Here is a 24,794-nt window from a genome sequence, read left to right as displayed (position 1 = left end):
CCATTTTCAATGCAGGAAATGCCCGCATCCGCCCGCAATATCAAGCCCCGAATACCGACCAGCCGGTTTTCGTCGCCAGCATTTCCAGYGCATGCGACCCAAGCGCCGAATTGCCGACCTTGTTCAGACCCGGCGACCAGACCGCAATCGACGCCTTGCCTGGCGCCACTGCCATGATGCCGCCGCCCACGCCGCTCTTGCCCGGCAGGCCGACATGATAGGCGAAATCGCCCGATCCGTCATAATGGCCGCAGGTCAGCATCAGCGCATTGATGCGCCGCGCGCGTCGGTCTGACACAACCGTATGACCACTCAGCGGATTGCGGCCGCGATTGGCAAGGAAAAGACCGGCCCGTGAAAGCTGCGCGCAGGTCATGGACAGCGCGCACTGATGAAAATAGACGCCCAGCGTATATTCAACGGGGTGATGCAGATTGCCGAAGGACCGCATGAAATTGGCAAGTGCGAAATTGCGGAAACCCGTCGCCTGCTCGGATTTCGCCACGGTGTCATCAATGCTGATCGTGTCATCGTCAGCGAGATAACGGACGAAACGCAGAAGCTCGCCAATCGCCTCGCGCGGCTGGTGGCCGGAAAGAACGATATCCGTCACCACGATGGCACCGGCATTGACGAAGGGATTGCGCGGAATGCCGTGCTCATGCTCCAGCTGGACGATGGAGTTGAAGGACGACCCCGACGGCTCACGCCCCACCCGGTTCCATACCGTCTCGCCCGCCTTGCCGAGCGCCAGCGTCAGCATGAAGACCTTGGAGATGCTCTGGATCGAAAACGGCGTGAGCGCATTGCCGGCCGTATAGGTGGTTCCGTCGACAGTGGTGATGGCGATACCGAACTGGTTCGGATCGACCTTGGCGAGTTCCGGAATGTAATCCGCAACTTTGCCCTCGCCCAGGCGCGGCACCATGCTGTCGTAAATGGAATCGACGATCGCCTGAATGTCCTGCATGCAAAGCCTTCCCCAGCAAACAAAAAAGCCGCCCCGAGGGGCGGCTTTCTCAATACTGAAACGCGCCGATTAACGCGAGTAGAATTCGACGACCAGATGCGGTTCCATGACGACCGGGTACGGAACGTCAGACAGAGCCGGGATGCGAGCATAGGTCGCAACCATCTTGTTGTGATCGACTTCGATGTAATCAGGAACGTCGCGTTCTGCGAGCTGAACAGCTTCGAGAACGGTCACCAGCTGCTTGGACTTCTGGCGAACTTCGATAACGTCGCCCGGCTTGCAACGGTAAGAACCGATGTTGACGCGAACGCCGTTAACCGTGACGTGGCCATGGTTGATGAACTGACGCGATGCGAAAACGGTCGGAACGAACTTGGCGCGGTAGACGATGGCGTCCAGACGCGACTCGAGCAGGCCGATCAGGTTCTCGGAGGTATCGCCCTTGCGACGGTTTGCTTCGTCGTAGGTGGCGCGGAACTGCTTTTCGCGCAGTTCACCGTAGTAGCCCTTGAGCTTCTGCTTGGCGCGCAGCTGCGTGCCGAAGTCGCTCATCTTGCCCTTGCGGCGCTGACCGTGCTGGCCCGGGCCGTATTCGCGGCGGTTTACCGGGGACTTCGGACGGCCCCAGATGTTTTCGCCCATACGGCGGTCAATTTTATACTTAGCCGATTCGCGCTTGCTCATCGTATTTCCTTCTCAATAGGTTATGCCGGTTTGTTGCCAAACCGGTTTGAGGAAACACGCCCTCCTCTGAAGCCCGTTTCAGGACCTCTGACAGGTTTCTCACATGCGAATGGAGAGACCACGGGACATGTCGGTGATGTTGACCGCCGAACGTCAGCTTATAAACTGCAAGGCAGTCAACGAAACACACCGGACATGACTGCCCGGCGTTGGAGCGGCTTCTAAACACGTTTTACAAATTTGTCAAACAAAGCCCGCCGCTTTTTTCTCGAACCACCCCTTGAAAAGCTGGAAGGCCCACCCACTTCTAAGCCGTAATCAGGACTCGGGCCCCTCTGGCGTGTTACCGGACAACACGCGATGTCGAGTCTCTTGAAGGTTGGGGCCCACGTTTATTCCTGATACGCGTCCCCATCCGCAAAGCCAACCTCGTCCGGCTAAAGGTTGACTGATGGAGTTCCTCCTCAACGATTTTCTCGGTACCCCCACATGGATGTGGGCGGTCTTCATTTCTCTCGTCCTTGGCCTCTTGGCGCTCGATCTCGGCGTGCTGCACAAGAATTCCAAGGAAATCGGCATCCGTGAAAGCTTGCTGATGTCCGGCTTTTATATCGCCATCGGCTTGGCCTTCGGCGGATGGATCTGGTACCAGTCCGGTGAACAGTCAGCGATGGAATATGTCACCGGCTTCGTGGTCGAAAAAAGCCTCGCCATGGACAATATCTTCATCATCGCGATGATCTTCTCCTATTTCGCCATTCCCCGCCAATATCAGCACCGCGTGCTGCTATGGGGCATCCTCGGCGTGATCGTTCTGCGCGGCATCATGATTGCCGGCGGCGCCGCCATTGTCGAAAACTTCCACTGGGTGCTTTATCTCTTTGCGGCCTTCCTCGTCTTCACGGGCCTCAAGATGCTGTTTTCATCCGACCATGACGAGAACGACATCGGCAATAACCGCATCCTGAAATTCCTGCGCAGCCGCCTTCCGGTAACGGAGAAGCTGCATGGCGAGAAATTCTTCGTCAAGGAGACCGATGCTGCCACAGGCAAGCTGAAGACCTTTGTGACGCCGCTGTTTCTGGCCCTCATCATGGTCGAAATCGCCGACCTCATCTTCGCGGTCGATTCGATCCCGGCGATCTTCGCGATCACCACCGATCCGTTTATCGTCTATACCTCTAACATCTTCGCGATCCTCGGCCTGCGCGCCCTCTATTTCGCACTTGCCGCCCTGATCCACCGCTTCGCCTATCTGAAATATGCGCTGGCCGCAGTTCTGGTCTTCGTCGGCTCGAAGATTTTCGTCGCGGATATGCTGGGCATCGCCAAGATCCCGCCCGCCGTCTCGCTCGGCGTCACCGTCGCCATCCTCGCAACCGGCATCATCGGTTCGCTGATTGCAACGCGCAAGGAAACAAAGGCTATCGAGTAATGATGAGCAAGGAGGAGGCGATTACGCCTCCTCTTTCTTTTTTGATGATGAAATATATAATCTGTATTATTGTTAGCTAGACCGAAATCTATTTTCTCAATATTAAAACAAATGTCCAATTCATCGCAAAAATGACTTTTGAAACCGTTGATCAGGCAATCTCAGAAAAGAAACTTTGGCGAGCGAAGGAAATCCTTCAGGGCAGGCTCAGCCATCCCGACGTCGATCTGGCACTCCTTCAAAAATACGGTGAAGTGCTGCTTGAGATGAACGATCTCATTGAAGCGGGACGGATGTTGTTCTGCTCAGGTGCACGCGACGAGCGTTTCAGGGAAGCGATCACTATATTCCTGTCGAGAAGCAACAGGCGTGAACCGCAACGCTTTCTGGCGCAATTGCCTTCTTCCATTAGACGACAACGGCATCTTGCTGAATTTATCGCTTCGCCGGAATTCGAACGTGACGGATGGACAGCGACCCAGCTCTCCCGGCTCGCCCCCTTGCAAACACATGTCAGCACCCGCCCCTATCAACGGCCGCATCGATTGACCTCGGCACTGTTTATAGCCGTTATTGTTTGCGTACTGGCTCTGAGCCTCAGTGGTCTCTACACGACGATCAGTTTTGCGGTGCGGACTTTGACTGAATAGCGATTACTCCGCCGCCAGCCTCGCATCATCCTCAGCCGCATCCGCATCRCCGGGTGCGGTCTTCGCGTCGAGATCGGGGAACGCCACGATGCGCTTGCCGGAGAAATCGGCGTGTACCACCACAAGCTCCTTCTCCTCGAAATAACCGAGAAGACGGCGCGCACGGCGGGCGGAATGGGTACCGTAAGCGCGGGCAATACGGGCGTCGGATGGGCAAGGCTCCTCATTGAGCGCCGCCTTGACCAACAGCAGGAAAACCCCCTGCAGATCGTCGGAGACCGACAWCGACAATTCCAGCGCCTTCTCCCAGCCTTCGCTGGCCGCCATTGCCGCATCCACGCCGGAGCGGGCAATCGCCACCTGCCGGCGGAAATCCGCCAGCGTCATCGGCGTGCCGGGAATACGGCGCATGCGCGCGCGCACCAGAAAATCCTGGTACAGCACGGCGTCCGTGCGATAGGCCGATTGCGGATCGTCGAGAATTTCGACCAGCACTGCCGCGATCTTCTCTTCGCGCTCCTCCGGTGTCAGCTCCGGCTGACCTGCACGCGCCGACTGCTCCGGTGAAGGACCGGCGGCGGCGGGGGTGGAGCGGGAGAGTTCAGCGAGAATATCGGTTGTAGGGCGCGGCGCTGGCGGCGTGCGGCGCGTGGCGGGTCGCGTGAACTCTTCCGGGTCCGGCGTGAAGATCAGATCCTCCACATCCTGCGGTGCATCCGGCAGCGGCATGAGCTTCGGCGAGGAAGACCGCGCCGAGGTTTCCACCGCACCGATGACGATGGGCAACGGGCGGCGCGACAGCGCCGGTCCAAGCGCCACGAAATTGCCGCGCTGCAGATCGCGGAACATTTCCGCCTGCCGCCGGTCCATGCCGAGCAGATCGGCAGCGCGCGCCATATCGATATCGAGAAAAGTGCGGCCCATCAAAAAGTTCGAGGCTTCCGCCGCTACGTTCTTGGCAAGCTTGGCAAGGCGCTGCGTGGCGATAACGCCCGCAAGCCCGCGTTTACGCCCACGGCACATCAGATTGGTCATGGCGCCCAGCGACGCCTTGCGCGCATCCTCGGTCACCTCGCCGCCGACGGAGGGCGCAAACATCTGCGCCTCATCCACAACGACAAGCACGGGATACCAGAATTCGCGATCCGCATCGAACAGGCCRTTGAGGAAAGCGGCAGCGGCCCGCATCTGCTGTTCGATATCAAGACCTTCAAGCGTCAGCACGCAGGAAACGCGGTGCTGGCGGATGCGGTTGGCAATGCCCGCAAGCTCGGCTTCCGTGCGCTCTCCATCCACCACCACATGGCCGAACTTGTCGGACAGCGTGACGAAATCACCCTCGGGATCGATAATGACCTGCTGCACCCATTGCGCCGATTGCTCCAGGAGCCGGCGCAGGAGGTGTGACTTGCCGGACCCGGAATTGCCCTGCACCAGCAAACGCGTTGCAAGCAATTCCTCAATATCGAGCTTGGCCTGCTGCCCGCCCGATAGGGTTCCCATGTCGATGCCGACCTGCAATGTTCCGTTCCTCGTGCTGCATGTCATCCGGCCGATTCCCGTAACGGCGGCCGAACATGCTCTTTACCAAAAAATCACCGATTGCGTCTGCCCCGTGCCGATAATGCACAGGCAATTGCGCCACATCTATGCGGCCCCGGACGAGACGCGCGAAAATGATAGCCGCCTGCCGAACACATTCAGCATCAGCCCGATGATGACCAATGCGGCACCGACCACTTCGAAGACGGTAATATGCTCCGCAAAAGCGAGATAGGCGCTGACGAAACCGACAATCGGCACCAGCAGCGAAAACGGCGCCACCGTTCCGGCCGGGTAACGCAGAAGCAGGTAACTCCAGATACCCGCGCCGACGATGGTCGCACCATAGGCCATGTAGATCACCACGAGAGCCATCGTAGGCGTCGCATTGTGCAGCCCTTCCGCAATCGCATCAGGTCCCTCCACCACCAGCGAAAGCAGGACCAACGGCAGAACGGGAACAAGGCTCGTCCATGCGACAAAGGAGACCGCATTCACCTGGCCGATGCGGCGATTGACGATGTTGCCGCAGGCCCAGGCAATRGCCGAGCCGACGCCCATCAGCAGCGGTATCAACGCTGCAGCCGTCATGCGCTCCACGCCGATGACCGCSAGCCCGCCAAAGGCAACGATTGCGCCGACGATCTGTGACGGCAACGGCCGCTCGCCGAGAAACACCACGGCCAGCGCCAGCGTGAAGAAGGCCTGCGACTGCATGACGAGCGAAGCAAGCCCAGCCGGCAGGCCGAGCTTGATGGCCGGGTAAAGCAGGCCGAATTGCACGAAACCCATCGCCATGCCGTAAACGATCATATGCCGCCACGGCACATTGGGTTTGGGCAAGAAGAACACCAACGGCACGGCTGCAAACAGATAGCGCACCCCCGTCAGAAACAGAGGCGGCATGTCGGCGACGCCGATCTTGATGGCAACGAAGTTGAAGCCCCACAAAAACACGGTGATCAGGGCAAGAAGAATATGCGGCAACGCCATTTTGTTATGTCCGAATTTCAGGCGATCGACGGGCGCTTTACGCCGAAACCGCCCTCTTCCAGCCAAATGTAATGAGACCGGCGCCGATCAGGAGACCGCCGCCCGTGCGGTTGACGATGCGCTGAACCYTGGGTTTGCGGATCGTATTGCGKGCGGCACTTGCCAGAAGTCCATAAAGGGCCGCATTGCAGCTGGCAAGCACAAGGAATGTCGCTTCGAAAATCAGCACCTGCGGCCAGAAAGGCAGMGTCGGCACCAAAAACTGCGGCAGGAAGGCGACGAAGAAGACAATGCTCTTGGGGTTCAGCGCCGTGACGACATAGGCATGCAGGAAGATTTTGAGCGGCCGCTCACGGCCGGTCACGCCTGCGGCTTCACCACCTTCAACGCCAACCGGCGAACGCCACAGCTTGATGCCGAGATAGATGAGGTAAGCCGCGCCGATCCATTTCAGACCGGTAAAAAGGGCCGCCGATGTSGCAAGCAGCGCGCCGAGCCCCAGCATGGAGGCCGTCATCGCAGTGAAATCACCAAGCGCCACACCCGTCACCGTCGCGGTGCTCGCCTTRCGGCCATGCCCCAGAGCATAAGAAATCACCAGCAGGATCGTCGGCCCCGGAATGGCAAGCATGATGGCGGATGCGGCCACGAAGGCCAGCCAGTTCTCCAGTGGCATGATGCAATCTCCCCCGTTCGGTCTTTGGAGCAAGCCACCAAAAGCGCCCGGTATCAAGCCAAATTTTCGGAGACTATGCCGCTTTGTCATCCGCGGACGAACAGGCTGCTGCCGCCGCTTCATCGCCTGAGCAAGATCGTAATTTGACGGCATGGCAAGCCATGCCGCGCCGCGCTGCCCCCTGCCCGCTCCAGCCGCAGGGCAAGATCAGGGGTATCGCCCGCCCGGACGTTCCCGAGAATAGTGCAACGCGCTATATGCCAGGCCTTTCCGCAGCTTCCGTTACGGAAAACTGAAGTGCGGCAATGAACTCCTCACAGACGCGCCGTGGGTGGACGACGGGTCRAGTCCSGCATGAYGGAGGCGCGCATTTCGAACATCATTAGAAGTGTGAAACGGACRACGGAGCCTCCCCGGCATTTTCTCGCCGGAGAGACTGTCGCCATCAAAACCGCGGCGCCCAGTAAGGAGGSGCCCACTCCCGCCGCATTTTGCGGTCGGACGGCTCCAGGCCGATATCRTCCAGAAGACGCTCCGGCAGATCGGAAAGATCGGTCGGCGGCGGGCGCGGCACCATTGCCGCKACGAGAACCGCTTTCAGGGTTTTCCAGACGCCGAATGTGACGAACAGGCGGTCGACCGCATCCGGCAGCGCATATGCTACCAATGGTTGATTTTTCTGCATGGGRAATCCGTCCCGGCGCGGCGAAGCAGCCAGGTCCTTTATCGATGATAAAACGACATGCAGGAACGGCGGGCGCAACACGCGGTAGCGCGGACGCACAATTCAGCTGTCAGACGAAGTGAAGATGCCAAACGGCGGGGAAATCAGGCAGGAAGCCTTATCGGAGGTCGATGCCTCGGGACATGTAACCGCCAATGACCATGCCGGAAAAGCCAGACATGCCGGTAAGGCGCATATTCATATAGTCAGTCATTCCACGCCTCCTTTTTATAGCGGTTACAGACAAGATGCATCTTACACGAGATGCCGGACGCGACAAGAGGTCGCAATCTCGAATTGCAAAAGTCMGGCAGAATAGATGCAAAAATGCAACAAGCTGTTCAGCTCAGCGAGACGCTGAGGCCAAAACCCTGCATCAGCCGCCGTGTGGCGAAATCCGGCTTGCCGGAAGTGAAGACGGCGAAATCGAAACCATCTGGATGCTCCGCATCCTGCGGCAGCGGCACCAGGTGGCGCGCGCGACGGGCAATCGCTTCCGCCGGATCGAGCCAGTCCACCGGCCATGGCGCCAGCCGGCGAAACACATTGGCCATGAAGGGATAATGAGTGCAGGCGAGAACAACGATATCGGTGCGCTTGCCGTCGTTATCGATGAAGCAGGGCTCGATTTCCGCCAGCACGGCTTCATCGGAGATCGGTTCGCCCCTGATCCAGCTTTCGGCCATACGCGCCAGATTTTCCGATCCCACGAGGCGAACATGGCATTGCGTGGCGAATGACTGGATGAGATCGCGCGTATAGGCGCGCTTGACGGTGCCGGGGGTTGCCAGCACGGAAACGAGACCGGAGCGGGTGCGTTCGGCCGCAGGCTTGATAGCTGGAACGGTGCCGACGAAAGTCATATCAGGAAAGCGCGCCCGAAGATCGGCGCCTGCCAGTGTGAAGGCGGTGTTGCAGGCAATGATGCAGACTTCAGGGCTATAGTCTTCAAGCAGCTTTTCGAAGAGCGAAAGAATGCGCGCTTTCAGCGCCTCCTCTTCCCAGCCGCCATAGGGGAAACCGGCGTCGTCGGCCACATAGATGAAGCCGCGCTCGGGCATCAGCACGCGCGCCTCGCGCAGTACCGTGAGCCCGCCAATGCCGGAATCGAATACCAGCACCGGTTTGAGAACATCGGCCAGAGCCTCAGTCGTCTTCAGCATTCTCCCCAGCCCTCTCCGACAATGGTCCCTCCGCCGTTCCGGCCCGGCCTGCCTGCTTAGGCCACTGCCGGGGAAAACGATCGAGTGACCTGATCACGCCACGGAAAACACTGATTTCCTGCTCGGAAAAGCCGCGTCTCGACAGCACCGCACGCAGATTGTCCACCATTTTCGGCTTTTTTTCGGGCGGATGAAAATATCCGCGCGCATCGAGCGCCTCCTCGATGTGTTCGAACAGGCCGAAGACCTGTTCCTTGGTCGAGGGCCGCTGCTCGATAGGCTGGAAAAGCGTCTCGTCCAGATCGTCCATGCCGGATTTCATCCACTCATAGGACATCAAAAGAACGGCCTGCGCGATGTTGAGCGAGGCGAAGGCGGGGTTGACCGGAAATGTCACGATCTCATCGGCCAGCGCCACTTCTTCATTGGTAAGGCCCCAGCGCTCACGCCCGAACAGGATGCCGGTTCTTTCACCCGCCTTGAACTTCGCGCGCAGCGTGCCGGCTGCGGTGACGGGGGCACGAACCGGTTTGAAACCGTAACGCTCCCGCGCGGTCGTGGCATAGACGAAATTGAGATCCTTGATCGCCTCTTCCAGCGTCTCGAACACCTTCGTCCCGTCGATGACATGATCGGCCTTGGAAGCGGCGGCGCGCGCCTTCTCGTTCGGCCAGCCGTCACGCGGCTTGACGAGGCGAAGTTCGGCAAGACCGAAATTGGCCATTGCCCGTGCCACCATGCCGATATTTTCGCCGAGCTGCGGTTCGACCAGAATGATCGCCGGGCCTTCCGCCACAAGTTCAAGCTCGCTGTTTGTGCCTGCCATCGTCGTTTTCCAGTTTCTGAAGCGCCGCATCGATTTTCAGGCCGATGCGTTTTATGGTTTTCGCGCATTTCCAGACTGAAAACCGGTCGCCGCTTTTCCTGAAAATGCTCTAAAGCGCGCTTCACTGGCACAGATCGGCGCCAAAATCAAAGCCGGGGCAGGCAGAACGCCCTGTTATTCGCCCTTGATGATCGCCGCCATCTCTGCGCGCAGCGAATCCCTGCCCTCGTCTCCAACCCGGTGAATGTCGCTGATGACAGGCTGGCCGTTTTCCTCGATGACATCGAAATGCACCTCATCGACCGTTGCCTTCATCTCTGCCTCATCCATGCAGGCCCAGAGCTTGAACTTCGCCGTCACGTCAGTCACGCCGTCCTTCACCTCACCGGGCGTTACCGAAACATCCACCAGCGGACAGCCATCCTGCGAGTTGGTCACCACATCGTAGCCGAAGGGATCGCCGGTCTCGCCGCTTTCCGCCTCGTAAGCCGGCTTCTTGGAAGCTTCGCGGTATTGGGCAACGAAGTCCTTGCTGAACAGGCTGGTCAGCATGTCCTCGTCGAAGATGTATTTCCAGTTTTCCGCATCGCCGGACCAGTTCTTGACGGTAATGTCCATCACCTTCTGGACGGGATCGGCAGGGCCGGCCGCAAGGGCGCTGTGGGAAAAGAGGACGGCGGCAGTCAGAAGCAGAATATTCCGCATGATGTGATCCCGGAGGTAGGCCCGACGCGCGGGCGAAGCGATTCGCCTGACTGTATTCCGGCAATATGGTTTGGCAATGCGCAAAGCGTTATTGCACCGCGCCAAAAAAGCGCCCCCCATGGCTTTGCCTCAGGCGCGCGCGATGCTATAGCCGCACCGGATATTTTTCCGAATACCGGCGTCACCAGGCGCCACAGCTTCGAAGGTGAGGAATTCATGGCAAAGATCAAGGTAGCCAATCCAGTCGTCGATCTCGACGGCGACGAAATGACCCGTATCATCTGGCAGCTCATCAAGGACAAGCTGATCCTGCCATACCTCGATCTCGACATCGAATATTATGACCTCTCGGTCGAAAACCGCGATGCTACCAACGACCAGGTAACCGTCGATGCGGCACAYGCCATCAAGAAGCACGGCGTCGGCATCAAGTGCGCGACGATCACGCCGGACGAGCAGCGCGTCGAGGAATTCGGCCTGAAGCAGATGTGGAAGAGCCCGAACGGCACGATCCGCAACATTCTGGGCGGCGTCATCTTCCGCGAGCCGATCATCTGCAAGAACGTTCCCCGCCTCGTTCCTGGCTGGACGAAGCCGATCGTCGTCGGCCGCCACGCCTTCGGCGACCAGTACAAGGCAACCGATTTCAAGTTCCCCGGCAAGGGCAAGYTGACGATCAAGTTCGTCGGTGAAGACGGTCAGGTCATTGAAAAGGACGTCTTCGACGCGCCGAGCGCAGGCGTTGCGCTGGCAATGTACAACCTTGACGAATCCATCCGCGAATTCGCCCGCGCATCCATGATGTACGGCCTGATGCGCAAGTGGCCGGTTTACCTGTCCACCAAGAACACCATCCTGAAGGCCTATGACGGCCGCTTCAAGGACATCTTCGAAGAAGTCTACCAGACCGAGTTCAAGGCGAAGTTCGATGAAATCGGCATCATCTATGAGCACCGCCTGATCGACGACATGGTCGCCTCCGCTCTGAAGTGGTCCGGCGGTTACGTCTGGGCCTGCAAGAACTACGATGGCGACGTGCAGTCTGATACGGTTGCCCAGGGCTTCGGTTCGCTCGGCCTGATGACCTCCGTTCTCCTGTCGCCGGACGGCCGCACGGTTGAAGCTGAAGCGGCACACGGCACGGTCACGCGCCACTACCGCCAGCATCAGAAGGGTCAGGAAACTTCGACCAACTCGATCGCTTCGATCTTCGCCTGGACCCGTGGTCTCGCCCACCGCGCCAAGCTGGACGACAATGCAGAACTCGCAAAGTTCGCAGCAACGCTCGAAACCGTCTGCGTCGACACCGTCGAAAGCGGCTTCATGACCAAGGACCTCGCGCTCCTCATCGGTCCGGACCAGCCCTGGCTCTCCACCACCGCCTTCCTCGACAAGATCGATGAAAACCTCAAGACGGCGATGGCGGCTTAAAAGAACAGCGCACTGCCCGTTTGAAATATCGACAAAAGGAAACCCGGCCGCAACGCCGGGTTTCTTTTTTTGTTCACAGTATCTTGCTTAGATGTTGCACTAGGCGCAGACTTCGATTCCACAGCGTGCCGCAGTCAGAAAAATAAAAATATATAGCTGAAACAGCATAAAACGACACATAACTTGTCCGGCACAGTCAAAAATTCATGTGGTTACCAGCGCGATCCTTCGGGAAAACCGATAATGCTGTGGACTATAAAAACGCACCGTGTCAGCGCGAACTGCGCGCGGGTTTTCAATGATGCTTTTGCAATTTTGCTTGGGGAGGCAAAGCAATGAGTGAATTGATCTTCTACACCAATCCCATGTCGCGCGGACGCATTGCGCGATGGATGCTCGAGGAAGTGGGCGTTCCCTACAAGACAGAGATACTGGGCTTCTCGACGTCGATGAAATCGCCGGCCTATCGGCTGATCAACCCGATGGCCAAGGTGCCCGCCATCAAACACGGCGACACCATTGTCACCGAAGCGGCAGCGATCTGCGCCTATCTGGCGGATGCCTTTCCGGGCGCCAACCTTGCGCCGACGCCCAAAGCGCGCGGACTTTATTACCGCTGGATGTTTTTTGCTGCCGGTCCGTTGGAAATGACAACCAGCATGAAGGCGATGGGGTTCGAGGTGCCGCAGGAAAAGCTGCGTATGGCTGGCTGCGGCAGCTATGCGGATGCGATCAACACGCTCGAACGTGCCGTCAGCGAAAACCGCTTCATCGCCGGCGATCACTTCACTGCGGCGGATGTCTATGTAGGTGCCCATGTCGGCTGGGGCCTGCAGTTCGGCACAATAGAAAAACGTCCGGCCTTCACGGACTATATKGCGCATCTGACCGACCGCCCCGCCTTCAAGCGGGCCACMCAGCTTGACGAAGCGGCAGCGAAGGATATGCAGGCGGCGGGTTGAGGAAACTGACAGGCATTTCGCCTGACAGCGGAGCACCAGCGCTCGCAAGGGTCACAAAACGGATTTTGGAAGCGGGCTTATTCGTTGGACTGGGCGAGTGGTTCGCCTATCTCGATTGCATGCCCGTCCGGATCATAAAAACGGAACACTCTCTGTCCCCATGCCTGCCGCTCAACGGGATGGATCAACTCCACATGCGGCGCAATATTCCGAAATGCCGCATCGACATCCTCRTGTTCGAAATAGAGCAGCAGATTCCGTCTGCCGTAAGGTTTGTCCGTGTCCGGCGATGTYCGCCAGACGGTCTGTTCGAGCGAACGCCCCTCATGGATTGCAAAGCCGCTTTCAAAGAGGACGAAATTTCCGAAATCGTCCAAAACCTTCAGGCCGAGCCTTTCACGATAAAACTCCYTGGAGCGGTTGATATCGCACACGAAAGGGATGGGATTTACWAAGCGCATCACGTTCCTTTCGGAWTTCAACATCCAGAATCAAAAAGGCGGGGTAGAACCCCGCCTTTTTTCAATTCATCCAGATCAGGCCGCSAGSGCYGCYGCCACCGCGTYGATGGCGTCCTGTGCCTTGGCGCCATCGGGGCCGCCGGCCTGCGCCATATCCGGGCGTCCACCGCCGCCCTTGCCGCCGAGGGCCGCAGAGGCCGTGCGGACGATATCGACGGCGCTGAAACGGCCAGTCAGATCCTCGGTCACGGCAGCAACAGCACTTGCCTTGCCGTCTTCGGACACGGCGATCAGCAGCACGACGCCGGAGCCGATGTTGGCCTTGGCTTCATCTGCAAGACCCTTGAGGTCCTTGGCATCGATGCCGGACAGGGATTTTGCGAGGAAATTGACGCCCGCAACCTGCTGTACGTCGTTTGCGCCGGCATCCGACGAGCCGCCGCCCATTGCGAGTTTCTTGCGGGCATCCGCAAGCTCGCGCTCCAGCTTCTTGCGCTCGTCGAGAAGTCCCTCGACACGCGACAGCACATCGCCCGGCTGAACCTTCAGCGACGASGCCAGTGCCTTTACGCGCTCATCCTGCTCGGAGAGATARGCAAGCGCGCCYTGACCCGTTACGGCCTCAAGACGGCGCACGCCCGCACCGACGGCACTTTCGCCGAGAATGCGGATAAGGCCGATCTGGCCGGTTGCGGCAACATGGGTGCCGCCGCAAAGCTCGACCGAGTACGGACGGTTGGCCTTCGCACCCTGAACACCGGTGCCCATGGACACAACGCGGACTTCATCGCCGTATTTTTCGCCAAACAGTGCCATAGCACCCTCGGCGATGGCGTCGTCAACGCTCATCAGACGCGTCACGACAGGCGAGTTCTGCAAGACGATCTCGTTTGCCATTTCCTCGACGACCTTCAGCTCCTCGGCCGACATCGGCTTCGGATGCGAAACGTCGAAGCGCAGACGCTCGGGTGCGACGAGCGAACCCTTCTGAGCAACGTGCGTGCCAAGCACCTCGCGCAGCGCCTCATGCAGCAGGTGGGTGGCGGAGTGGTTGGCGCGCAGACGCGAGCGGCGGTCGTGATCGACCGTCAGCTGCACGGCGTCATCGAGCTTCAATCCACCCTTGGACACCGTACCGGAATGCACGAAAAGGCCCTCGCCCTTTTTCTGGGTTTCTGAAACGGTAAAGGTGCCGTTATCGCCAGAGATTACGCCGGTATCGCCCATCTGACCGCCGGACTCGCCATAAAATGGCGTCTGGTTGACGACGATCTGAACCGTCTCGCCCTCGGCAGCACTATCCACCGACTTGCCGTCCTTGACGATCGCCTGAATAACGCCTTCGGCGGTTTCAGTGTCGTAACCAAGGAATTCGGTCGCGCCGAGCTTTTCCTTCAGTTCGAACCACACCGTTTCGGTCGCCTTATCGCCGGAACCAGCCCAGTGCGAGCGTGCTTCCGCCTTCTGGCGCTGCATGGCATCGGTGAAGCCGGAAATATCGACGCCGATCTCACGGGCGCGCAGCGCATCCTGCGTCAGATCGAGCGGGAAGCCATAGGTATCGTAAAGCTTGAAAGCGGTTTCGCCGTCCAGCATGTCGCCCTTGTGCAGCGTCGAAGTCGCGTCGGACAGCAGCGACAGTCCGCGTTCCAGCGTCTTGCGGAAACGGGTTTCCTCAAGCTTCAGCGTCTCGGAGATCAGCGCCTCGGCGCGAACCAGTTCCGGATAGGCGCGGCCCATCTGCTGTATCAGCGCCGGCAGCAGCTTGTAGATCAGCGGCTCGCGCGAACCGAGAAGCTCGGCATGGCGCATGGCGCGGCGCATGATGCGGCGCAGAACGTAACCACGGCCCTCATTCGACGGCAGAACGCCATCGGCGATCAGGAAAGCGGAGGAGCGCAGATGGTCGGCAATGACGCGGTGGCTGGCGCGCTTCTCGCCCTCTGCCGGAACGCCGGTCGCTTCGACGGAGGCCGAAATCAGCGCCCGGAACAGATCGGTGTCGTAATTGTCGTGTTTGCCCTGCAACAACGCCGAAATGCGCTCGAGACCCATGCCGGTGTCGATAGAAGGGCGCGGCAGATCGATGCGCTCTTCCTTCGTCAGCTGCTCATATTGCATGAAGACGAGGTTCCAKATCTCGATGAAACGGTCGCCATCCTCTTCCGGCGAGCCGGGCGGTCCGCCCCAGATATGATCGCCGTGGTCATAGAAGATTTCCGAGCAGGGACCGCACGGACCGGTATCGCCCATGGCCCAGAAATTATCGCTGGTCGGAATACGGATGATGCGATCGTCGGAGAAACCGGCGATCTTCTTCCAGAGATTAAAAGCCTCGTCGTCGGTGTGATAGACCGTGACCAGCAGACGGTTGCGATCGATSCCGAATTCCTTGGTGATCAGGTTCCAGGCATGGGTAATCGCCTCTTCCTTGAAGTAATCGCCAAAGGAGAAATTGCCGAGCATTTCGAAGAACGTATGGTGACGGGCCGTATAACCGACATTGTCGAGGTCGTTATGCTTGCCACCGGCGCGCACGCATTTCTGCGCCGAGGCAGCGGTGGAATAAGGACGGCTTTCGAGACCGGTGAAGACATTCTTGAACTGCACCATGCCGGCATTGGTGAACATCAGCGTCGGATCGTTGCGCGGCACCAGCGGGCTGGAGGGCACAATCTCGTGTCCGTTCTTCTTGAAGTAGTCGAGAAAGGTCGACCGAATTTCATTCACACCGCTCATGCCCACACACCGCTCACAGCTGGAGTCCATCACCGCCATCCCGAATGATGGCTATCTTGCAAAATCAAAGGCTTTTATCGTCCGCATCCTGCCCTGTCCAGCCATGGAGGCGCACCAAGGCGTCTAGGCAAAGAAAAAGGGCCACGCGAGGAAAATCGCACGACCCTTTTTATCCATACCGGCTCATGCCGGCAAAGCCACCGGACGCGAACGCCCGGACCTTCGAATGCATCAGCCCTCGTCGGGACCGTCGTCGCTTTCGCCGGCTTCCGGGCCGCCATTCTGCAGGAACCGATCGGCGATCAGACCGGCGTTCTGGCGCAGCGCCAGTTCGATCTCGCTTGCCATTTCCGGATTGTCGCGCAGGAAGGTCTTGGCATTTTCACGCCCCTGTCCCAGACGCTGGCTGTTATAGGAGAACCATGCACCGGATTTCTCGACGATACCGGCTTTCACGCCGAGATCGACAAGCTCGCCGGTCTTGGAAACRCCTTCGCCATACATGATGTCGAATTCCACCTGCTTGAAAGGCGGTGCCATCTTGTTCTTGACGACCTTGACGCGGGTCTGGTTGCCGACAACCTCTTCACGCTCCTTGACGGCGCCGATACGGCGAATGTCGAGACGCACCGAGGCGTAGAATTTAAGCGCATTACCGCCCGTCGTCGTTTCCGGCGAACCGAACATGACGCCGATCTTCATGCGGATCTGGTTGATGAAGATCACCATGCACTTCGACTTGGAGATCGAGGCGGTCAGCTTGCGCAGCGCCTGGCTCATCAGACGTGCCTGAAGGCCCGGCAGGCTGTCGCCCATCTCGCCTTCGATTTCGGCACGCGGCGTCAGCGCCGCAACCGAGTCCACCACCAGAATGTCGACGGCACCGGAGCGCACCAGCGTATCGGTGATTTCAAGCGCCTGCTCGCCCGTATCCGGCTGCGAGATCAGAAGGTTCTGCAAATCCACACCGAGCTTGCGGGCATAGACCGGATCGAGCGCGTGCTCGGCATCCACGAAGGCGCAGATGCCGCCCTTCTTCTGGGCTTCCGCGATCGTCTGCAACGCAAGCGTTGTCTTACCGGAGCTTTCCGGGCCGTAAATCTCAACGATACGCCCCTTCGGCAGGCCGCCGATACCGAGCGCTATATCCAGGCTGAGAGAACCCGTCGAAATGGTCTCTACTTCAACCACGTTTTCATTGGAACCGAGCTTCATGATCGATCCCTTGCCGAACGACCGTTCGATCTGGGAGAGCGCCGCTTCCAGTGCCTTGCTTTTATCCACCGATTTATCCTCTACGAGACGCAAAGAATTTTGTGCCATCCGATCCACCTTTAGGTTATTGAAGCCGCACAGGCAATGAAGCAGTATGGAAATAGGATGTACTCTATTTGTTCTCATATCGCAAGGCGCAGCCAGCATATTGAAAACAAATAGCGATAAGTGGTTTGTTCTGCTTTCGTTTTTCCGTGTCCGGCCTATCGCTACGAACCGGATGTGAAGGGGAACAAACAAAAGATTGGGGCGAATCGTCCACCTTTTCCATCCGCGAAAGAGGGAAACACAAGCGTGAAGAAAATACTCGTTCTGGGCGGCGCGCATATAGACAGGCGCGGCATGATCGAGACTGAAACGGCGCCCGGCGCCAGCAATCCTGGCTCATGGATGGAAGAGGCTGGCGGCGGCGGTTTCAAYGCGGCGCGCAATCTTTCCCGGCTCGGTTTTGCCGTCCGTATCATCGCACCGCGCGGCGGCGACGTGACCGGCGAAGCGGTGGCGGAGGCAGCAAGGCAGGCGGGCGTGGAAGATACGCCCTTCGTTTTCCTCGATCGCCGCACGCCAAGCTACACCGCCATYCTGGAGCGCGACGGCAATCTTGTCATCGCACTTGCGGATATGGACCTTTACAAGCTGTTTTCGCCGCGCCGACTCAAAGTTCGCGCGGTGCGTGAAGCGATTACCGCGAGCGACCTTCTGCTTTGCGATGCCAATCTGCCGGAGGATACGTTGAAGGCGCTCGGTCTCATTGCCCGCGCCTGCCAAAAGCCGCTCGCGGCCATCGCCATTTCGCCCGCCAAGGCGGTGAAGCTGAAGGACATGCTCGCCGATATCGACATTCTCTTCATGAACGAGGCAGAGGCGCGCGCGCTGACGGGACAGACGGCAGACAATGTTCGCGACTGGCCGGRYATTCTCCGCAGGGCAGGCCTTGCCGGCGGCGTCATCACCCGTGGCGCAAGCGAAGTGGTAGCCTTCAACGCGACGCAAACCGCAAGCCTCCACCCACCCATCATCCGCGAGGTGAAAGACGTAACCGGCGCCGGAGACGCCATGGCGTCAGGTTATCTCGCCGCGATTACGGAGGGCAAAACCATCACTGAGGCCCTGCGACTGGGTGCCGCGGCGGCCGCCATCACCGTGCAATCGCCTTTCGCCACCGCCCAAGACCTGTCAAAATACAGTGTCGAGACCATGTTGGGGCTTGTCCCCAAGGCCGAAATGCTGGCATGAACCCGTTTTTTTATAGTCTGGAACAAACAGAATGACCCGCCCCATCTCCCCGCTCCTGCCCATCGTCTATTCGCAAGAGGTTGCCGCTGCCAAACAGCGCGGCGCGCCGATCGTCGCGCTGGAATCGACCATCATCACCCACGGCATGCCCTATCCCGGCAATATCGAGATGGCCGAAGGCGTCGAACAGATCATCCGCGATCAGGGAGCCGTTCCGGCAACCATCGCCGTCATTCACGGCACGCTGCATATCGGCCTCGAGAAGGAGCAGCTCGAAGCGCTTGCCCAGACCACCGACGCCATGAAGGTCTCGCGCGCAGATATTGCCTTTGCGATTGCCGAGCGCCGCACCGGTGCCACGACAGTGGCAGCCACCATGATTGCCGCTGCCCGCGCCGGCATCCGCGTTTTCGCCACCGGCGGCATCGGCGGTGTGCACAAGGGCGCGGAGGAGACCTTCGATATTTCCGCCGATCTGACCGAGCTTGCCAAAACCGGCGTGATCGTCGTCTGCGCCGGCGCCAAGGCCATTCTTGACATCCCGAAGACGCTGGAAGTTCTCGAAACCAACGGCGTGCCTGTCGTGACTTTCGGTTCGGAAGAGTTCCCGGCTTTCTGGTCGCGTTCTTCGGGCCTTCCCAGCCCGCTGTCGCTCAACAGCCCTGCAGCCATCGCCAATTTCCAGACGACCCGCGAACAGCTCGGCATCGATGGCGGTATGCTGATTGCCAATCCCGTGCCGGAAGAGGACGAAATTCCGCGCGAGGAGATGGAAATCTACATCAATCGCGCCATTTCCCACGCCGAGCGCGAGGACATCACCGGCAAGGCCGTCACGCCCTTCCTGCTCGGCGATATCTTCCGCCTGACCGACGGCCGCAGCCTCGCGACCAATATCGCGCTGGTACGCAACAATGCCCAGCTCGCAGCAGAGATTGCTGTGGCGCTTAACTAAGCGTTAGAGGCTGGATTATCCTCAAATTTGAGGATGATGGCAGGGTGAGAAGCATCCCAGTCATGCCGGACTTGATCACGCTGGACCCCGGATCTGGTCCGGAGTTACGGATAATGTGTCGGCCTGGGAACTTTGCTACCAATAAAAAAGCCCGGAAAGCTTTGCGCTTTCCGGGCTTTCATTTTTCAGTTCCTGAACCTTATCAGTTCTGGGCGACCGGTCTTACCAGCGGTGTCACGCGGCGGATGGTGACGCGGCGGTTCTGCTGTTCCGGGCCGAGTGTCTGAACCTTCAGGTAACGCTCGCCGTAGCCTTGCGTCGCCAGGTTTTCCGGCGGAATGCCGTAAACATCGGTCAGGACATTGGCGACGGAAGCGGCGCGCTCGTCGGAAAGAACGAGGTTGCTTTCATCCGAACCAACGGCATCGGTGTGGCCTTCGATCAGGAAGGTTTCCGCCGGGTTCTTTGCCAGCGCCTTGTTGATCGCATCCGCTACTTTCCGCAGCGAACGGGCCTGCGCCATCGGAATGTCAGCGCTTCCAGTGGCAAATGTGATCGTATCGAGGTCGATACGGCGCACCTTGTCGCGGATACGGGCCGAATAACGCACTTCATCCAGCGAGTAGACACGCTCCACCGGCTCGACCGGCGGTTGCTCCAGGAAGCGGTAATAATCGCGGTCCGGATCGCTCGACGTGTCGATGATGTAGTCACGAACCGGAATGCGCAGACGCATCGGCGGCAGGTCGAGGCCGGGATCGCGATAGACATATTCACGGTCCGGTTCGTCCATCAGTTCCGGTGCATAGAACAGCACATATTCCCGGCCACGGTCATCGATGCGCGAACGCTGGATGACGTCGCCATAGCGGTTGCGGATCGTCACCACCTGCGTGCCGTCGCGACGCTCGACGGTCTCGCGGACACGTCCGCCGGGCAGGCGCTCGTAATAGGGCTCGCCGCCATCGCGGATGAAGCGCTGATTGTCGTCRCCGCGCACAACCACKCGGTCRCCRAAYTGCAGGATGATCGGCGCATCGCGATCCTGATCGCGCCGGCCRCCTTCGCGCGGCTGCCATTCCCGCGCACCTTCCGGCCGGTCATATTGCGGACGGCGGTCGACACGCTCGCCCTGCTGAGAGGTAATCGCCTCCATCTTCACGGGCGGCGGAGCCTTGCCTCCGGCAGCACCGGCGCGCTGCGCTTCGGCGTCGGAAGTCGGCACCTTCACGTCACCGGCCTGCTCRCGCTCGCGGCGGCGTTGCTCGCGTGCCTGGTTGTTACCGGAGCGCTCCACTTCCTTGTCGCTGTCGAGAACGGCGGCACCCTTGTCGACGGGCAGAATGACGGTGTCGGCAGTCTTGGACGGGTCCTTGGCGATAGCCTTGGCCTTGTCCAGTTCCTGCTTCGTCGTCGGAGGCGCTTCCGTCTGCGGAATGGCGACCTGATTGGGAACGGCTTCGCCGGCAGGCGCCTGTCCTGTCGTGGCACCGCTTGGCGGCGGAGGTGTCGGAGTACCCGGCAGCGGCGCTGCAGGCTCCGTCTTGCCCTGGCCTTCTACCGGCTGCTTTTCAGAAGGCTGCTGGCCGGGCGCAGGATTGGGCTGAGCTTCCGGAGCCGGTGGCCGTGCCGGTGTCGGCGCTTCCGTTGGAACAGGAGCCTCCTTTACAGCTGGCTCAGGAGCCGCTGGCTTTTTCTCCGGAACGGCCTTTTCGGCGGGTTCCGATTTCGGTTCCGGTGCTGGAGCCTTTTCCTCTACCGGCTTTTTCTCGGCGGCGGGCTCGCGCTGTTTCGCCGGCTGCTCGGTATTTTCAGGGCGTGCGGCTGGCTGTTCGGCCGCCGGCTCCGGCTTGCGCGGACGTGCGGGGCGTTGCTCGCCCTCGCCTGCCGGCTGCTCGGCTCTAGCCGGTTTGCGCGGCCGTTCCTGCGGCTGCTGCTCGGCGGGTGCAGGTGCGGCTTCGGGCTCAGGCTGCGGGCGCTGCTTGCGGGCGGGTGGCTGTTCAGCTGGCGCCGGTTCCGGTTGGGCTTCGCGCTGCTGCTGCTGCCGTTTCGGTTCTGGCTGAGGCTCGCGTTGCGGCTCGGGCTGAGCTTCACGCTTAGGTTCAGGACGCGGTTCGGCCGGTGCGGCTTCAGCCTTCGGCTGTTCGCGCTGCGGTTCCGGAGCCTGCTCCTGCTTTTTCGGCTCTGGCTCTGGTTTCGGCTGCGCCTCTTCTGCTTGCTGGCGTTGCTTGCGCAGCAGCTCTTCCGGGTTCTGCTCCTCCGCTTGCGGCTGCGCCTGCGCCAATATCACCGGGGCCTGTGCCTGGGGCATTTGCGTTTGCGTCCGTGCGGCGCCGGCATAACCGGCGGCGGCCGGCTCCACCGCGATCGCCAGCGACATGAGGGGGAAAACCACCCCCGTCAGCAATGTGTTCTTCTTCAGCATCGGTGCTTCCTCATCTGCCAATCGTTGTACGCCGCTTATGCCGCGACATTGTGAATCCGGCCGCGCGTGCAGGCGCTGGTCAACGCCTTGCATACGCTTMGGTTCCCATGATGACCAACGCGTTCTGTACCGGAAATGAACAGATCAAGGCCATTTCGTGAAAGCTCCGCGACGAAAAAGAGGGCGCTAATATTGCAGTTGCATTTTTTGACCAACCGGACGAATAATTGCCGCGCGCTGAAGGCCACGAATGGCAACCCGTTCTGTTGCGCCTGCGCTCACGACGTCCGCACTGAAAACAACAACAGACTGCGGATGAACGACCAAAAGAGAGGATCGAAATGCCTATTTCCACCCGTCTGCTCGCAGCCGTATCGATTGCCGCCATCTCCCTGTTTTCCGGCGCGGCCCTCGCGCAGGACAAGATCGTCATCGGCACGGAAGGCGCCTACCCGCCCTTCAACAATCTGGAAGCCGACGGTACGTTGACCGGCTTCGACATCGACATCGCCAAGGCGCTGTGCGTCGAAATGAAGGCTGAATGCACCTTCGTCACCAATGACTGGGACGGCATCATCCCCGCCCTGCAGGCAAAGAAGTTCGACGCCATCATCGCGTCCATGTCGATCACGCCGGAGCGTCTCCAGAAGGTCGATTTCTCCAAGAAATATTACAACACCCCGCCGGCAATCGCCGTACCGAAGGATTCGCCGATCAAGTCCGTCGACGACCTGAAGGGCAAGTCGCTCGGCGCTCAGGGTTCCACGACCCACTCCAACTATGCCGAAAAGCACTTCCCGGGTTCCGACCTGAAAATGTACCCGACCGCCGACGAATATAAGCTCGACATCGCCAACGGCCGCATCGACGCCGTCATCGACGATATCGTCGTCCTGTCGGAGTGGCTGAAGTCGGATGCAGGCAAGTGCTGCAAGATCCTGACGCCGCTTCCGGTGGATGTCGAGATCAACGGCAATGGTGCAGGCGTAGCCGTTCGCAAGGGCGATACGGCGCTCGCCGACAAGTTCACGGCTGCCATCGCCGGCATCCGCGCCAACGGCAAGTACCAGGAAATCAACAAGAAATACTTCGATTTCGACGTTTACGGCCAGTAAGCGGCGCGTCGCCTGTTGAAATCTGGTGGCGGAAGGCTTGCCCTTCCGCCATTTTTGTTTGAAAACGTAACCATAACAATCACGGCGGCTTAAGACCGCGGGGGAAAACTGGCATGAGCGGAGCATTTTCCGCCATAGGTGCGTTCTGGACCTATGTCTCGACACTTCTCGACCCTTTCTGTGGGCCGGTCGGTCTCTTCACGCTTTTCGGAAACGGCACCCTCGTCACCTGTGGCGATGCCGGCTGGGGCGACGAAATCGCCTTCGGCGTCAAGGTAACGATCTCGCTGGCGCTCGCCACCCTGCCCGTCGGGCTTGTGATCGGTTTCCTCATYGCGCTCGCCGCGCAATCGGAGGAAAAATCGCTGCGGCTGGCGGCCGGTGTYTATACCACCATCTTCCGYGGCCTGCCGGAACTCCTGACGCTGTTCATCGTCTATTACGGCATACAGATGCTGCTGCAATCGGCCGCCGGTTATGTCGGGATAACCGGCCCGGTAGAGATCAACGCCTTCGTGGCGGGCATGGTCGCGCTGTCAGTGGTGTTTTCGTCCTATTCCTCGGAAGTGTTGCTATCCGCCTTCAAGGCCATCCCAAAGGGCCAATATGAGGCTGGACATGCACTCGGCCTCTCGCGCGGCCACACCATGGTACTCGTCATCATTCCGCAGCTGGTCAGGATCGCCCTGCCCGGCATGACCAACCTTTGGGTCATYCTGCTCAAGGATACCTCTTACGTCTCGATCATCGGCCTTGCCGATATCGTGCGCCAGACCGGCATCGCTGCCCGCGTCAGCAAGGAAGCCTTCTTCTTCTACGGCATCGCCTGTCTGCTCTACCTCATCCTCGCTCTGCTCTCCTCCATCGGCATCGGCTTCATCGATCGCTGGTCGCGCAAGTCGGAGGCAAGCCGATGAGCCATGTTCAGGAACTCATTCCGCCGCGCCCCGCGCCGGTTGCCACAGACAAGCCCCTCAACATATCGCGCGTCGTCGGCATCGCCGTCATAACGCTCTGGCTGCTGCTGGCCGCCGGGCTGATCTTTGCGATGATCGAAGGCTGGGACTGGGCGAAATTCGAACGTTACGGGCCGCGTTATATCGATGGCCTCATCACCACCATTACGCTRGTTGGCAGTTCGATCATCCTCGGCGCACTTCTCTCGGTGCCGATCGCCTTCGCCCGCATGTCGGAAAATCGCGTCATCAGCGCGCTGGCCTATGCCTATGTCTACGTTTTTCGCAGCACSCCGCTGCTGGCGCAGCTTTTCCTGATCTATTACGGCCTCGGCAGTTTCCGTCAGGGGCTGGAAACCGTTGGCCTGTGGTGGTTCTTCCGTGAGGCCTGGTATTGCGGCCTCTTGTCGCTCACCCTCAACACCGCCGCCTATCAAGCCGAAATTCTGAGGGGCGCGATCCGAAGCGTGCCACGCGGCCAGATTGAAGGTGCCGCCTCGCTCGGCCTGTCGAAATTCGTCACCTTCCGCAAGGTCATTCTGCCGCAGGCCCTCATCGTGGCTCTGCGCCCCTACGGCAACGAGATCATCCTGATGATCAAGGGTTCGGCAGTGGTCTCCATCGTCACGGTCTTCGACCTGATGGGACAGACGCGCTACGCCTTCTCCCGCACATTCGATTATCAGGCCTATCTCTGGGCGGCGATCTTCTACCTGACGATCGTCGAGACGCTCCGGCATGTCTGGGCATGGCTCGAAGCCCGCCTGACACGCCATCTCAAGCGCTAGGGACACGGTTGGCAGCACTCAACAGAGAAGACTGACAACATTTTGAAAAATATAACTATTTTGTGACAACCCAGACCTTT

Annotated in this window: 22 protein-coding genes; 9 read left to right on the top strand and 13 right to left on the bottom strand. The window is 59.5% G+C overall.

Going from position 1 to position 24,794, the window contains the following annotated elements; all coding sequences use genetic code 11:
- Positions 1-40: 40 nt before the first annotated feature.
- Positions 41-970: a glutaminase gene (locus tag AB4Z23_RS10995; RefSeq protein WP_003495341.1), complete on the bottom strand. Its 930-nt coding sequence runs from the start codon at positions 968-970 to the stop codon at positions 41-43.
- A gap of 69 nt (positions 971-1,039) precedes the next feature.
- Positions 1,040-1,657, bottom strand: coding sequence for a 30S ribosomal protein S4 (rpsD, locus tag AB4Z23_RS10990; protein WP_003516040.1), 618 nt, complete (start codon positions 1,655-1,657; stop codon positions 1,040-1,042).
- Between the two features lie 451 nt (positions 1,658-2,108).
- Here rpsD and AB4Z23_RS10985 point away from each other — a divergent pair, with 451 nt between their 5' ends.
- Together AB4Z23_RS10985 and AB4Z23_RS10980 are read left to right on the top strand one after the other, a co-directional pair.
- Complete coding sequence (locus AB4Z23_RS10985; protein ID WP_003516041.1) at positions 2,109-3,092, top strand: TerC family protein; 984 nt, start codon at positions 2,109-2,111, stop codon at positions 3,090-3,092.
- A 131-nt stretch (positions 3,093-3,223) separates the two neighbouring features.
- The gene (locus tag AB4Z23_RS10980) at positions 3,224-3,742 is read left to right on the top strand and encodes a hypothetical protein (protein ID WP_421477602.1); all 519 of its coding nucleotides are present in this window, start codon (positions 3,224-3,226) and stop codon (positions 3,740-3,742) included.
- Between the two features lie 3 nt (positions 3,743-3,745).
- Here AB4Z23_RS10980 and AB4Z23_RS10975 read toward each other — a convergent pair whose 3' ends face one another.
- From AB4Z23_RS10975 to AB4Z23_RS10945, 7 genes are all read right to left on the bottom strand, one after another.
- Complete coding sequence (locus AB4Z23_RS10975; RefSeq protein ID WP_441360273.1) at positions 3,746-5,263, bottom strand: helicase HerA domain-containing protein; 1,518 nt, start codon at positions 5,261-5,263, stop codon at positions 3,746-3,748.
- 126 nt (positions 5,264-5,389) lie between these two features.
- A complete protein-coding gene (locus AB4Z23_RS10970) occupies positions 5,390-6,277 on the bottom strand; it encodes an O-acetylserine/cysteine exporter (protein ID WP_013636398.1) in 888 nt (295 codons plus the stop codon).
- A 37-nt stretch (positions 6,278-6,314) separates the two neighbouring features.
- Positions 6,315-6,953, bottom strand: coding sequence for a LysE family translocator (locus AB4Z23_RS10965; protein WP_441360107.1), 639 nt, complete (start codon positions 6,951-6,953; stop codon positions 6,315-6,317).
- A gap of 445 nt (positions 6,954-7,398) precedes the next feature.
- A complete protein-coding gene (locus AB4Z23_RS10960; protein WP_013636401.1) occupies positions 7,399-7,638 on the bottom strand; it encodes a DUF1127 domain-containing protein in 240 nt (79 codons plus the stop codon).
- Positions 7,639-8,018: 380 nt separating this feature from the next.
- Positions 8,019-8,840, bottom strand: a complete 822-nt coding sequence (gene murI / locus AB4Z23_RS10955) for a glutamate racemase (protein WP_065702410.1) — start codon at positions 8,838-8,840, stop codon at positions 8,019-8,021.
- Positions 8,824-9,666 (bottom strand): RNA methyltransferase, encoded by an 843-nt coding sequence (locus tag AB4Z23_RS10950; protein ID WP_003516049.1) that lies wholly within the window; start codon positions 9,664-9,666, stop codon positions 8,824-8,826. Before AB4Z23_RS10950 ends, murI begins: the two co-directional genes overlap by 17 nt.
- Positions 9,667-9,840: 174 nt before the next feature.
- Positions 9,841-10,371, bottom strand: coding sequence for a hypothetical protein (locus tag AB4Z23_RS10945; RefSeq protein ID WP_003516050.1), 531 nt, complete (start codon positions 10,369-10,371; stop codon positions 9,841-9,843).
- 216 nt (positions 10,372-10,587) lie between these two features.
- Here AB4Z23_RS10945 and AB4Z23_RS10940 point away from each other — a divergent pair, with 216 nt between their 5' ends.
- A complete protein-coding gene (locus tag AB4Z23_RS10940) occupies positions 10,588-11,802 on the top strand; it encodes an NADP-dependent isocitrate dehydrogenase (protein ID WP_003516051.1) in 1,215 nt (404 codons plus the stop codon).
- Positions 11,803-12,137: 335 nt separating this feature from the next.
- Positions 12,138-12,764: a glutathione S-transferase family protein gene (locus tag AB4Z23_RS10935; RefSeq protein WP_441360106.1), complete on the top strand. Its 627-nt coding sequence runs from the start codon at positions 12,138-12,140 to the stop codon at positions 12,762-12,764.
- A gap of 77 nt (positions 12,765-12,841) precedes the next feature.
- On the opposite strand, the gene AB4Z23_RS10930 is transcribed toward AB4Z23_RS10935, so the two are convergent.
- The 3 genes from AB4Z23_RS10930 to recA all read right to left on the bottom strand — a co-directional run bounded on the left by AB4Z23_RS10930 (position 12,842) and on the right by recA (position 17,287).
- Complete coding sequence (locus AB4Z23_RS10930; protein ID WP_441360105.1) at positions 12,842-13,225, bottom strand: VOC family protein; 384 nt, start codon at positions 13,223-13,225, stop codon at positions 12,842-12,844.
- Between the two features lie 75 nt (positions 13,226-13,300).
- Positions 13,301-15,964 carry an alanine--tRNA ligase gene (gene alaS, locus AB4Z23_RS10925; RefSeq protein WP_441360104.1) on the bottom strand — a complete coding sequence of 888 codons (2,664 nt, stop codon included), beginning with the start codon at positions 15,962-15,964 and terminating at the stop codon, positions 13,301-13,303.
- Between the two features lie 231 nt (positions 15,965-16,195).
- The gene (recA, locus tag AB4Z23_RS10920) at positions 16,196-17,287 is read right to left on the bottom strand and encodes a recombinase RecA (RefSeq protein ID WP_003516062.1); all 1,092 of its coding nucleotides are present in this window, start codon (positions 17,285-17,287) and stop codon (positions 16,196-16,198) included.
- Positions 17,288-17,533: 246 nt separating this feature from the next.
- On the opposite strand from recA, the gene AB4Z23_RS10915 reads away from it, so the two are divergent.
- Entirely contained in the window at positions 17,534-18,475 is a 942-nt protein-coding gene (locus tag AB4Z23_RS10915; RefSeq protein ID WP_441360103.1) for a carbohydrate kinase family protein, read from the top strand.
- Between the two features lie 31 nt (positions 18,476-18,506).
- On the top strand, positions 18,507-19,430 hold the full coding sequence (locus AB4Z23_RS10910; RefSeq protein WP_003516064.1) for a pseudouridine-5'-phosphate glycosidase: 924 nt from the start codon (positions 18,507-18,509) through the stop codon (positions 19,428-19,430).
- A 202-nt stretch (positions 19,431-19,632) separates the two neighbouring features.
- Here the strand turns inward: AB4Z23_RS10910 and AB4Z23_RS10905 are convergent, their stop codons facing one another.
- Positions 19,633-21,855 carry an OmpA family protein gene (locus tag AB4Z23_RS10905; RefSeq protein ID WP_112682273.1) on the bottom strand — a complete coding sequence of 741 codons (2,223 nt, stop codon included), beginning with the start codon at positions 21,853-21,855 and terminating at the stop codon, positions 19,633-19,635.
- A 341-nt stretch (positions 21,856-22,196) separates the two neighbouring features.
- Here AB4Z23_RS10905 and AB4Z23_RS10900 point away from each other — a divergent pair, with 341 nt between their 5' ends.
- From AB4Z23_RS10900 to AB4Z23_RS10890, 3 genes are all read left to right on the top strand, one after another.
- The gene (locus AB4Z23_RS10900; RefSeq protein ID WP_003516066.1) at positions 22,197-22,970 is read left to right on the top strand and encodes an ABC transporter substrate-binding protein; all 774 of its coding nucleotides are present in this window, start codon (positions 22,197-22,199) and stop codon (positions 22,968-22,970) included.
- 113 nt (positions 22,971-23,083) lie between these two features.
- Positions 23,084-23,887, top strand: a complete 804-nt coding sequence (locus AB4Z23_RS10895) for an ABC transporter permease (RefSeq protein ID WP_003516067.1) — start codon at positions 23,084-23,086, stop codon at positions 23,885-23,887.
- Positions 23,884-24,714 (top strand): ABC transporter permease, encoded by an 831-nt coding sequence (locus tag AB4Z23_RS10890; RefSeq protein WP_421477593.1) that lies wholly within the window; start codon positions 23,884-23,886, stop codon positions 24,712-24,714. The genes AB4Z23_RS10895 and AB4Z23_RS10890 overlap by 4 nt, the downstream gene beginning before the upstream one ends.
- Positions 24,715-24,794 lie beyond the last annotated feature (80 nt).

Source organism: Agrobacterium sp. MCAB5, assembly GCF_052114365.1.
Classification (GTDB): domain Bacteria; phylum Pseudomonadota; class Alphaproteobacteria; order Rhizobiales; family Rhizobiaceae; genus Agrobacterium; species Agrobacterium tumefaciens.
Note: the sequence above shows the minus strand (reverse complement) of the source record. Positions and strands in the feature narration are given on the sequence as shown.

What these genes read in the sequence shown, in the direction of transcription:
- AB4Z23_RS10900 (WP_003516066.1), top strand. Translation starts at nt 22,197, where the DNA reads ATGCCTATTTCCACCCGTCTGCTCGCAGCCGTATCGATTGCCGCCATC.
- rpsD (WP_003516040.1), bottom strand. Translation starts at nt 1,657, where the DNA reads ATGAGCAAGCGCGAATCGGCTAAGTATAAAATTGACCGCCGTATGGGC.
- AB4Z23_RS10945 (WP_003516050.1), bottom strand. Translation starts at nt 10,371, where the DNA reads ATGCGGAATATTCTGCTTCTGACTGCCGCCGTCCTCTTTTCCCACAGC.
- AB4Z23_RS10910 (WP_003516064.1), top strand. Translation starts at nt 18,507, where the DNA reads ATGACCCGCCCCATCTCCCCGCTCCTGCCCATCGTCTATTCGCAAGAG.
- AB4Z23_RS10980 (WP_421477602.1), top strand. Translation starts at nt 3,224, where the DNA reads ATGACTTTTGAAACCGTTGATCAGGCAATCTCAGAAAAGAAACTTTGG.
- AB4Z23_RS10950 (WP_003516049.1), bottom strand. Translation starts at nt 9,666, where the DNA reads ATGGCAGGCACAAACAGCGAGCTTGAACTTGTGGCGGAAGGCCCGGCG.
- AB4Z23_RS10985 (WP_003516041.1), top strand. Translation starts at nt 2,109, where the DNA reads ATGGAGTTCCTCCTCAACGATTTTCTCGGTACCCCCACATGGATGTGG.
- murI (WP_065702410.1), bottom strand. Translation starts at nt 8,840, where the DNA reads ATGCTGAAGACGACTGAGGCTCTGGCCGATGTTCTCAAACCGGTGCTG.